Here is a 10,712-nt window from a genome sequence, read left to right on the forward strand (position 1 = left end):
AAAATTGTCTGCTCAATTTTTTGATAATTGACCACTGTTACATTTGGTAAATCGAGGAGTTGCTCAAAATTTATCCACATAACCCACCTCCTGTTCTGTGTTACTATTATACCATGCTCACACAGAACCTAGAAGAGCCCCTACTACGGGGTGAGAAATCCTAGAAAAAACTAGGGATCATCAAGAGTAGTCCCGGGTTGAAAACGAGTTAGAGCAGCAAAAATCATCCTCTAGAGATACTTTCCGTTATCTAGCATCGCCAAACTAAAAGCGATCGCTAGTTGCTGCCGCAAACCCTAGATAAATGATGGAACAGTTGTTCAACCATCAAGATTTGCTGATAATCCCGGGCAAGTGTGATCTAAAGTACAGCTTTTTTTGGGAAAGTTTCTCCATCGGTGCTGCCTTGGGGCGCAAATATGATAGAATGGGAGTAAATTGATACAAAACTTTACTTCAAGGTGAATCTATGCCGTTTACGATCGAATCAGCGCGGAGCATTTTCCCCAACACGCTATCAGCGGATGTGGTTCCTGCCACGATTGCGCGTTTCAATCAGCTGAATACCGAAGATCAACTAGCCTTGATTTGGTTTGCCTACCTAGAAATGGGCAAAACCATCACCGTTGCCGCCCCCGGCGCCGCTAGTATGGTATTTGCCGAAAACACCATGAATGAAATTCGGCAGATGTCACCCTTGCAACAGTCGCAGGTGATGTGCGACTTAGCGAACCATGCTGACACCCCGATTTGTCGTACCTACGGCACTTGGTCTGCTAATATCAAACTGGGATTCTGGTATCAATTAGGACAATGGATGGAAGATGGCAGTGTTGCGCCAATTCCCAAGGGTTATCAACTATCTGCTAATGCTACCGCCGTTTTAGACGGGATTAAAAAATTAGAGTCGGGACAACAAATCACCGTTCTGCGGAATTGTGTGGTGGATATGGGCTACGATCCCAAGAAACTGGGCGATTATAACCGTATTTCCGAACCCGTGGTTCCTCCCCAAAATATTGCCGAACGGACCAAAGTTAGCATTGAAGGCGTTACCAATGCCACCGTCCTCAACTATATGGACAACCTCAACGCCAATGACTTTGATGTATTAATTGAATTATTCACCCCTGACGGCGCTCTGCAACCACCTTTCCAACGTCCCATCGTCGGTAAAGAGTCAGTATATCGCTTTTTCCGCGAAGAATGCCAAAATTTGAAATTAATCCCCGAATGCGGTGTAGTGGAACCCACCGATGACGGTTTTACTCAGATTAAAGTGACGGGAAAAGTACAAACCCCCTGGTTTGGTGCGGGTGTGGGTATGAATATGGCATGGCGCTTCCTCCTAACTCCTGATAATAAAATTTTCTTCGTAGCGATCGATTTATTAGCTTCTCCGAAAGAATTATTAAACTTTGCCCGTGGCTAAATAGCTACTGGAAGAAATCATTAAAAATTCTGATGAAATTTATTAGAGTTCCTTGTCAAGTGAACTCTTTTTTTTCTACAATCAAAAAGCTGACTTTAAAAAATTGGGAAATACACCAGTTTCCTCTCTGATGTAGGTAAGAATAACTAAACAATCATTCTTACAGATGTCGGAGCCAAGAGTCATGGTAGCTCAAAAACCCAAAATTATCATCCCTAAAACTAAAATCATGCCCGTGAGTGAAATAATTTGGTCAGATACCGAACAAGAAATTGCTCAAACTGCTTTCCAAAAAGCCTATCAGCGAGAAACTAGCACTTTAATAGAACATATTAAAGAACAGTCTGTTCAGATCACGGTTTTAGATGATATCTGGCAAATGCACGATTATCTAAGCGCCCGACGACATCAGATTGATGGTAAATATGACTATCGCTATACTTCCCTAATTTTTGTCTTTGCTCAACTGTTAAAGGAAGGATGGTTAAAGCTAGAGGATCTCAACGGTTTGGAAAAAGATAAACTAGCGAAAATCGCTGCCCTCTCGCGAATGTAAATTAATGATTGGCATTAAGCTATCAGCTTTCTGCTTCTAGTTGGGTGACTCAAAAATTCATCTCTAGATAATCAACCCCGTCTTAAGTTTTTCCTAAGCGGCAACCAATTCCGCTAGAATGAGTCAATCATCCCGACCGCTTTTCGCTTGTTTTGCACCTTTGGTTTATGTTCAAAAATCTTTTACTTCCCCTAGGAATATCTATCTTTCTCGGTGTTTGTCAATCTTTGTCAGCCGCCGAATCAGCTATCATCAAATACTACATCTTCCAAGGGTCTGTATCGGTATCAGAATTAAAGCAATTGAGCGAAACAGGCGAATTAGCTCCCGCTTTAGCGGCACAATTAAAGATGGCTAACCAAAAACCCGAAGAATTCCGTAAAATCCTTAATCGTCGCGTAGCGGTGGATGCCGTCTTTCTTTCCAAATTTCTTAATAGTTTTTTGGGCGAAAGTTTGCTAGATTATGCCGCCGAAATTGTCCACACCCCCAATCGGGCTGCTAGTCGGCAAGCTTTACGGGGTTCCTTAGTCACTTCTGCCCTCAACGATAACGAGATTCAAATCATCGAAGTCCTCGCTAATTATCCCACCAGCGAGGTTCATGTGGATGGCAATCGTCTGCTGGATTTAATCAACCAAATTGAGTCAGTTTTGAAAAAAATGCCCCGTTTACCTTTCTGATACCAAATCCGCCTTTCAGGTTTTCTTGAATTGCGCTGTAAATTGAATAAATTAGGATAATCTGGTAGGAATAATGACCACTTCTTTGTCTGAAAGGAAAACAGTTAGCGCCAAACCTTTTTTAAAGTGGGCGGGAGGCAAAACTCAACTGGTTCCCAATATTCTATCTTTGATTAATTCCCAGATTTCTCAAGATTGTCAGTTTAACTACATTGAACCTTTTGTCGGAGGTGGGGCAGTTTTATTCTCAGTCTTAAATAATTTTTCTTCTGTCCAAAAAGTTATTATTAATGACATCAATCCTGATTTAATCATGGCTTATAATGTTATTAAAAATAATGTCAAAGAATTAATAGTCAAGCTTAAAAAAATTCAGCAGGATTTTTATGAACTTAAAAATATAGAGGAACAACAAAAGTTTTTTGGGGATAAAAGAATAGAATTTAATTCTCGCAGCTGCGATGACGATCTAGAAAAAACAGTTTTGTTATTATTTCTCAATAAAACTTGTTTTAATGGACTTTATAGAGTCAATAGCAAAGGACTCTTTAATGTCCCTTTTGGAAAATATGTCAAACCATTGATCTGCAATGAAGAAAACTTATTAGCTGTCAACCATCATTTACAAAAAGTAACGATCCTACAAGGAGATTTTGTCCAAACCCTAAATTATGCCAATAACAAGACTTTATTTTATTTTGATCCTCCCTATAAACCGATTAAAAAAACATCAGCTTTTACCTCTTATACTAAAGAAAATTTTAACGATGAGGAGCAAATAAGATTAAAACAATTTATCGATCGAGTGGATCAGGCCGGTTATAAATTTGTTTTAAGTAATTCCGACGTTAAAAACTTTGACTCTGACAATAATTTTTTTGATGATTTATATAAAGATTATAATATTCAAAGGGTAAAAGCCCGACGAAATATTAATTCCCAGGGCAATAATAGGGGAGAAATCTGGGAATTACTGATCAATAATTGACAAAAATTAAGCCTAACACAAAAGACGACATGAATAAAAATATTTCTTCAAGAGATCGAGGGGCAAGACTATTAATAGACTTGATCATGAGTCCCAATATCGATTAAATTGATTTCTTCTTGCAAGGTTTCTTGATTTTGCTCAAAGCAAAAGACAATACGACAATCATATTCAACCGAACAAGCCCAAGCTCCTGATAATTTTCCTTTAAGTTTATGAGTGCGTAATATAGGATTATAGGGATCGTCAGCAAGTAATCTTAATTTAGCCTCAATTTTGCTTTTTAAATCGGGTCTGCTTTTAATGATTACCTTAAAAGCTCGTTTAAAGGATGAGCTTAGAATTAATTTAGTCATTGTTTAATTCTGCGATAATATCATCAATGTTTCCCCGAAAGACTTTCCCTTGTTGGTAGTCTTGACGCGCTTGATGGATATTCTTGGCGATTTCTTCTCGTCTTTTTTCAATTTGTCTATGTCTAATAATACTGATTAAATCATCTTGTTCATCAAAAGAAAGATTGTCAATCATTTCTAAAATTTGATGAAATTGAAGGGTTTGTGACATTGGCGCTTTTCCTTTTTCAAATTAAAGAATAAATTTATTGTCAGTACCTAAGCAAAATTAATTACACAGATATAACTGCCTCTTGCATGAGTGCCTATTTTTTAAACTTTCCTTGGCTTCTTCAAGGGTTTCTCCTTGACCATTTGCACCCGGAATTTCAGTACAAATCGCCCAGTATCCCCCTTCTGTTGCCGCTTCAATGATAGCAGTAAACTCCCCTTTCATGATAGTCTTCTTCGATAATATATTAGATATAGCGCCCATGCAAAAGTGAAGTGCAACCCCCGGGATTGACAGAGGTAAGCCCCTAGAGATAGTCTGAAGTTTCTGACAAGAGAAAGACTATCCGATCGCCTATATCCATCTTAAGCTAAAAATTTGCTTTGACCATAGTGCCTATCTCGCCAATGGCAATTAATTGGGCACGACTACGTTTACCCTTCTGAGTATGAATTTTATCTGCAATCATCCCTCGATCGAGCATTGCTTAAAACAACAATTAATTAATATTTTTCCAGAAAACAACCATAAATTAACTTTCTATCGTTGCCCAAAAACTGATATTATCCTCTATCGTTCACCTCTGTTTTATTATTTTACGCCCGCTCAATTTCAAACCATATTTAACCATTTAATCGTCCTTTTTCCGCAAATTCAGCTTAAAGAAGGATGGCTAGAATTATTATTAGATCAGCAATTTTTGTCCTTTTGGTTACTGAAACTAAACGATTTAATCGATCAATTTTTCTCGGATGAGCTTCCTCTCCATCCCAGAGGAGAATTTTTCTTTTTATTTCAATACACTCACGCTCGCTATTCTGGTTTGTTACAACTGCTCAATAGGGAAAAAATTAGATTAATCGAGTCTGAACTATTATCGTGGCATCATCCCGCCGAAATAGCTTTAATCCTGCAAATTTTAACCGTTTGTGATTGTTGGGAACGCCAGAAACCCTATCCCCTAACCGCAAATTTTTGCGAGGCAATGCTCAATTTTGAGCGTAACTGTCGCATTATCGGAGAATCGGCCCCAATTCAGCGATCGAGATTAATCCTGATTAGCGTCAGTCAAAAACTACTTAACCGTCTTCTCCGTCAAAAATGGCAACTGCTGCCGATGACGGAACTATAAAAATATTAACTTTTATGAATTTAGTGGACAAAACCATCAGCTTATGATAGATTTTAATTAGTGTGAGGAGCGAACCAGAATAGAGAGCCGAGACGAAACATGGACAGTCGCCGGCTCTCTTTCTGTTGTTCAGGAATTATTTTCTTCTTGGCGATATTTAATAAAAGTGGGCAAATCAACCCGAAAAGAGGAATATTTCGGGGAAGGGGAGATGATAGGTGCGGGCCAATCCCTATCTTTCTTATTTAAGGATTCTACTGGCTCAATTGTCTCTAATTCCGCTAAAAACTCATCGATGGGAGCCACTTCATCGCTTTCTTGATTCTCTGTCTGAGACCAAGGCTTGATCGCGGCTGCCTTGGCGACAATGGCTAAATCCGGGGGAGAATTGCGATCGCTACCGCGCTGGAAATACTGGGCCAAGGCCGCTTTATACTGGAGGGTGTAGCGTTGCTGACGTTGGAGACGGGTGCGTAATTCCTGCAATTGCTGGTCATAGTTGCACAGTTTTTGGCTTTTTTCCTGATAACTTTCCTGAATTAAGGCACATTCTCGCTCTAAACGGGCTAATTGTTGACGCGTGCGGGTCAATTCTGCGGTCAAATTGGCAATAATCATCGGTTGCCGTTGTTCTGCTTGACGATACTGTTCGATTTCCCCTAAAGCTCGCTGTAATTGTTGCTTTTCGTATTGCAGTTCCTCGTTTTGCTGCTGGATTAGGGTATCGCAACTTTGCCAGCGACGATTTTGCTCGGCTAAGTGCGATCGCAGTTCTGCGAGAGCTTGCTCCCGTCGCCAGATCTCCGCTTGTAATTCTTGATTTTGTTGACGTAAATGAGAGGATAGAGCTGCCCAATCTGTCTCATCTGTTGATTGACTCTCATGCTCGACAATTTCAGCAGTGATGACAGTATCCGCATGGGTGAGATGATCGAGGTACAGGTCGGAATTATCGTTCATAAAAGCCAAAGGATGAGGAAACCTAGAAGTTTAGAGACGTTAAAAGCCTTCTATCGTTCCAAAAAAAAATGGGAACCGCATTGTTAGAGACTGCCGCGCGGTTCCACTGCCGATCCTTGAGAGGAGAACACTATAAATAACCATAAGCTTATTAGGAATTTTTGTCAATACTTAATGAGAAATTTTTTTAATAAGTTGGGAGAGAGGGGAATCGACTAATTCGTAGATAGGGTTGGCTGAATAAATCTAAAAACCTTGTTGGGTAAGACTTTTAGACTTTTTTGCCATCAAAAAGTGCCAGCCATAAAACCCCATACCCCACACCCCACACCCTACCCCCACGAAAAACTTTTTGCCGCAAACCCTAGATATCTATTGATACAAGCATCGGTCGAGCGGGTTAGCGGCTCGATGTGCTTCAATAATTCTATAGTTTTTATTTTCCTTGTCGTATCATGCCACGTCCCCCGAAGAAAACCCCTAGCACCCCTGAACCCCCCGAAGAGCCAATTAAAACCACTCCTCCCCTACAACCTCTACAAATTATTAAAAAGGGTTCTAGGGCCGCAGTACCCCCCAAACCCCCGGAAACCCCTTCAGAAATCATCGAGGAAAAACCAGCCGCAGAAACGGTAAAATCAGTCAGTAGCGAGATAAAATCTCCTTTCCGTCCCCGTTCCGATTCGGCTCCTCTATTCCGAAAACCAATTCCCAAAGCAGAAATTCCCGTCATCGAAAAAGCGACGGGAGCCAATGGCGAAGTATTTAATCTGACCGATTCTGTCCTCATTACCGAACCTTTTGGTACTCGTATTGCCGCTATTATCGATAGTTTTTATGCCGATGCTCAAGGCGAAATCTGGGCGCAACTCAAACCGGTGGAAGTTAATCCCGATTGTCGCTGGGAACAGGCCTGTATTCGCTCTCAGGGTTTGGTAAAAGCCGAGTAAGACAGTTATCAGTTATCAGTTATCAGTTATCAGTTATCAGATTTGAGTTTTAAGTGTGCAGTATTAACAAGTAATTTAGATAAGTCTCTTGCATAATTAATTTTTGAGGGTTCAAAAACGTCAAAAATAAGGATTAAATGGCATAAAATCCGTAAATAGACTATTTAATTGATTATTATTCATTCTTAATTATCCTGACTACTGACTTCTAATCCTAACAACAATTTTTGATTTTTACAAGAGGTCTGATGATTTGGTATTCTCAAAAGGTTTACTGGCTATGGTATGATTAAGGGTCGTTTGTTAGACGATGATTTCTACTTTTCCTCTCAGTTTGTATGCTTCCATGATATTTTTCATGATCATCTGTTTTTATATGATATCATGTTGAGAAAAATTCCCTCTCTAAATTTGGGTTTAAATTATGATAACTACATTCATCGAACGAGAAGCAGAACCAATTTTAATTAGTGACTTAACCTGGAGAGAATTTAAAGCTGTTGAACAGCTAATCGATCGCCCAGGGTTAAGGTTATCTTTTTTAGATGGAGTTTTGGAGATTAGAAAAATGCTTCTTTAGTAGAAATTTATTGAGAATTTTTGGGATTAGATTTTACTCCTACTGGTTCTGTCACCTTAGAAAATGAATTTAAAAAGGTTAAAAAAGAAGGTGATGAATCTTCTGAGTTGGAAGCAAATAGAAAACATCCTGATTTAGTGATTGAGGTGGTTGTTAGTAGTGGAGGAATTAATAAACTGGAAGCATACAAACGCTTACAAATTCCCGAACTTTTGTAAAGAGTAAAGAGTACAATGTAAAATGTCAAATGTAACGCACCTTATTACTGGTTTGAACGCAGTTCCAAATTTTCAGGAAGATTATGAGAGAGCAAGCAATGATGAATTTTTATCTTCATAAAATAATTTGATTGTACTGAACTCCCGACGCAGTAAATTTTCAACTTGTAAAGTAGAACAGTTTCCCAGTCTCAGCCAGATGACTTTGGGAGGATTCCCAAACACTAAACTTAGATCGTGCATATCAGCATCTTTCGAGACAATCATCAAATCATTATCTTTGGCATAATTCCAAACTATGGGGTCTATTGTTGCTTTCATTCCTACATCTCGAACATGAAGGGAGTCTGGAAAAATATCGCTCAAACGGGTGGATAATTTAGGGGATAAGTTTTCATCAAATAGTAATTTCATGCTGATCAAGTCGAAATCATTAACCGACGTTCACGATCAGCCGCATAAGCAATACAAGCCTTTAAATCTTCTCGCGTTAGGTCGGGAAAATCATCAAGAATTTCTTCTTCTGTCATTTCCGAAGCTAGGTATTCAAGCACCTCATAAACTGTGATTCGCAAGCCACGTACACAAGGCTTACCACCACGTTTATTGGGTTCAATTGTGATATAGTCTCTGTAATTCATGATGTGACGAGTGCATTTTTATTAATTTTATGATACCATTTATTTCTGCTAAAAACAGTGAGTTTTGGAAACACTCAAGCGCAAATCACAGTAATTCTATATTGATTTTCCGTCAGCACAACCTCAGTTGATAATCTTTCTTCCATTGGTAAGGCATTTTTCCGCCTATCAAAGATAAATAACCAACCAAAATCTAAACCTAAACGCCCTAAATAAGATTCTAATTGTTCAATTCCATCAGCTTGCGGATCGCGTTTTTTATCCCGCCATACTTTTAATTCAATCCCTAAAATTACATCTTTATAACGCAGACATAAATCCATTCTATCACTACCAATTGCATATTCCCTTTCTAAAACCCCCCCACCATTAACCACACGATGTAAAAAAGCCATTAATACAATATGGGGGGCAATTTCATGGTAAGCAGCACTACTTAATAAAGGTTCGACCTGTTGTCGCCAAAATTTGAGAAATGCTGTTAATAAACCATCAATATTTAATTCACCTTTTGCCGTCAACCAACTAGGACTAATTAAAGGTAAACTGTCCTGAGTTCCTTGTACTAAAACGCGGGGAATAACTTCACGATAAATAGGGTTAGAAATAACTAATCCTCCCATCGGATCACGTCTTAATAATCCTAAATCAATTAAATATTGCCTATCATCTGCTAGGGTATCGGGTAAGGTTTGCCCTGCTAAAATTGGTTCAATAATGTTTTTAACTCGTTTTTCTCTGAGTTTTTCCGCTAAACTATCTAAATGAGTATCTTGACGAGCAATTAATATTTCTTTGGCTGTTAAAATATGTTCTTTGGTAATAGCGATATTTCTATCTTTTACCATTTTTTCTACAATTTCTTTAGCTAAAGCATTGACTAACCAGGGTTGTCCTTGTGTTAAATAAAATGCTGTTTCTATTGCTTCTGGTGTAAAAATTTGTCCAGTTGCTGCTGTATGTTGTTGATATAATTCTCCTACTTCTACCAGATTAAAATTTCGCATAGTCAGAGAAGCAACTTTAATATTAAAAGGACTGGATGTATTTAATCTGTCACTACCTCCCGATGCTACTTTATAATCTCGCACATCTCGTAAACCAATTAATCCTACTGATGAGGGAAAATTTTCTGGACGTTTAGGAAAACCATCTCTTAACTGTCGTAAAACTGATATTAATGTTTGGTCTTGTAAAGAGTCAATTTCATCTATAAATAATACTATGGGACGATTGATAGCTTTTGCCCAACCTCTTAAAAAAGCCTTAATTCTGCTTCCTGGTTCTTCCTGTTGCCATTGTTTAGCAGGAGGTTGTAATTCGGTCGGTAAACTATCCTCAATTGTATTATACCATGCCCCTAAAATTGCTAATTCTGCGGCAGTAGGATCATGATTAAATGCACTTCCTACTTCTACAGATACCATGACTGCGGCATAATTTCCAGTATCAGTCAGTTGTTTTGCTAGGGATAACATAGCGGTGGTTTTCCCCGTTTGTCGTGGTGCGTGAAGAACAAAATAACTACGTTGTTGAATTAGCTCCTCTAAATCTGGTAATCTGACTGTGGGAGAGAGCATATAGTGGATATCGTCTGAACAGGGACCTGCAATATTAAACCAGCGAGTCATAGAATTTTGGTAATAGATGAACTCTTTAAGTTTACACTATCAATTATGTTGGTATCAAGCAAGACTTTCACAGGTTATGTTTCTCCTTTAAATATTCCCATTTAGCTTGATCTGGATCAAAATCAGGAGGTGCAGGTTGGGTTTTCTCAAACCAGTTTTGCAAAACCTTGATTTTAGTTGGTCTTTTTTGGTGTTTCTGGTGCTGATTCAGTGGTTGGGGTTGTGGTATGATCAAGGGTGTCTGTGGCTGCCCAAACTACAATTTCCACGTTTCCGGGGGGTAAATTCAGGGGTTCGGTAATCAGCAAGTTACCAGATTGATCAATTTTTCCTTTGAGTTTGTATGCTTGCATGATGTTTTTTATGATACTCTG

Annotated in this window: 12 protein-coding genes and 2 pseudogenes; 7 read left to right on the forward strand and 7 right to left on the reverse strand. The window is 38.8% G+C overall.

Annotation, left to right across the window (positions count from 1 at the left end; translation table 11 throughout):
* The first annotated feature begins 469 nt into the window (after nucleotides 1–469).
* The 4 genes from IM322_RS13630 (at nucleotide 470) to IM322_RS13645 (ending at nucleotide 3,659) form a co-directional block, all read left to right on the forward strand.
* A complete protein-coding gene (locus IM322_RS13630) occupies nucleotides 470–1,432 on the forward strand; it encodes an orange carotenoid-binding protein (RefSeq protein ID WP_286825231.1) in 963 nt (320 codons plus the stop codon).
* A gap of 229 nt (nucleotides 1,433–1,661) precedes the next feature.
* Entirely contained in the window at nucleotides 1,662–1,988 is a 327-nt protein-coding gene (gene frp, locus IM322_RS13635; protein WP_287733135.1) for a fluorescence recovery protein, read from the forward strand.
* Between the two features lie 167 nt (nucleotides 1,989–2,155).
* Nucleotides 2,156–2,671 (forward strand): alpha/beta hydrolase, encoded by a 516-nt coding sequence (locus IM322_RS13640; protein WP_287674995.1) that lies wholly within the window; start codon nucleotides 2,156–2,158, stop codon nucleotides 2,669–2,671.
* Nucleotides 2,672–2,744: 73 nt separating this feature from the next.
* Nucleotides 2,745–3,659: a DNA adenine methylase gene (locus tag IM322_RS13645; protein ID WP_287674997.1), complete on the forward strand. Its 915-nt coding sequence runs from the start codon at nucleotides 2,745–2,747 to the stop codon at nucleotides 3,657–3,659.
* Between the two features lie 71 nt (nucleotides 3,660–3,730).
* Here IM322_RS13645 and IM322_RS13650 read toward each other — a convergent pair whose 3' ends face one another.
* Entirely contained in the window at nucleotides 3,731–4,015 is a 285-nt protein-coding gene (locus IM322_RS13650) for a type II toxin-antitoxin system RelE/ParE family toxin (RefSeq protein ID WP_287076827.1), read from the reverse strand.
* Nucleotides 4,008–4,226, reverse strand: coding sequence for a hypothetical protein (locus IM322_RS13655; RefSeq protein ID WP_286825227.1), 219 nt, complete (start codon nucleotides 4,224–4,226; stop codon nucleotides 4,008–4,010). The genes IM322_RS13650 and IM322_RS13655 overlap by 8 nt, the downstream gene beginning before the upstream one ends.
* A 448-nt stretch (nucleotides 4,227–4,674) precedes the next feature.
* Here IM322_RS13655 and IM322_RS13660 point away from each other — a divergent pair, with 448 nt between their 5' ends.
* Complete coding sequence (locus tag IM322_RS13660) at nucleotides 4,675–5,358, forward strand: DALR anticodon-binding domain-containing protein (protein WP_287675000.1); 684 nt, start codon at nucleotides 4,675–4,677, stop codon at nucleotides 5,356–5,358.
* Nucleotides 5,359–5,487: 129 nt separating this feature from the next.
* Here the strand turns inward: IM322_RS13660 and IM322_RS13665 are convergent, their stop codons facing one another.
* Complete coding sequence (locus IM322_RS13665; RefSeq protein ID WP_287675002.1) at nucleotides 5,488–6,318, reverse strand: hypothetical protein; 831 nt, start codon at nucleotides 6,316–6,318, stop codon at nucleotides 5,488–5,490.
* Between the two features lie 455 nt (nucleotides 6,319–6,773).
* On the opposite strand from IM322_RS13665, the gene IM322_RS13670 reads away from it, so the two are divergent.
* Complete coding sequence (locus IM322_RS13670) at nucleotides 6,774–7,268, forward strand: hypothetical protein (RefSeq protein WP_287675003.1); 495 nt, start codon at nucleotides 6,774–6,776, stop codon at nucleotides 7,266–7,268.
* 424 nt (nucleotides 7,269–7,692) lie between these two features.
* A pseudogene (locus IM322_RS13675) lies at nucleotides 7,693–8,060 on the forward strand (Uma2 family endonuclease); the annotation flags it as partial.
* 87 nt (nucleotides 8,061–8,147) lie between these two features.
* Here the strand turns inward: IM322_RS13675 and IM322_RS13680 are convergent.
* The 4 genes and pseudogenes from IM322_RS13680 to IM322_RS13695 all read right to left on the reverse strand — a co-directional run bounded on the left by IM322_RS13680 (nucleotide 8,148) and on the right by IM322_RS13695 (nucleotide 10,691).
* On the reverse strand, nucleotides 8,148–8,480 hold the full coding sequence (locus IM322_RS13680; RefSeq protein WP_004163946.1) for a DUF5615 family PIN-like protein: 333 nt from the start codon (nucleotides 8,478–8,480) through the stop codon (nucleotides 8,148–8,150).
* Nucleotides 8,481–8,485: 5 nt separating this feature from the next.
* Nucleotides 8,486–8,707 (reverse strand): DUF433 domain-containing protein, encoded by a 222-nt coding sequence (locus IM322_RS13685; protein WP_287675005.1) that lies wholly within the window; start codon nucleotides 8,705–8,707, stop codon nucleotides 8,486–8,488.
* 74 nt (nucleotides 8,708–8,781) lie between these two features.
* Complete coding sequence (locus IM322_RS13690; protein WP_287675007.1) at nucleotides 8,782–10,338, reverse strand: AAA family ATPase; 1,557 nt, start codon at nucleotides 10,336–10,338, stop codon at nucleotides 8,782–8,784.
* A gap of 67 nt (nucleotides 10,339–10,405) precedes the next feature.
* Nucleotides 10,406–10,691: pseudogene (locus IM322_RS13695) on the reverse strand (hypothetical protein).
* Nucleotides 10,692–10,712: the final 21 nt, after the last annotated feature.

The sequence above is a fragment of the Microcystis sp. M109S1 genome (assembly GCF_020247025.1).
In the GTDB taxonomy this organism is placed as follows: domain Bacteria; phylum Cyanobacteriota; class Cyanobacteriia; order Cyanobacteriales; family Microcystaceae; genus Microcystis.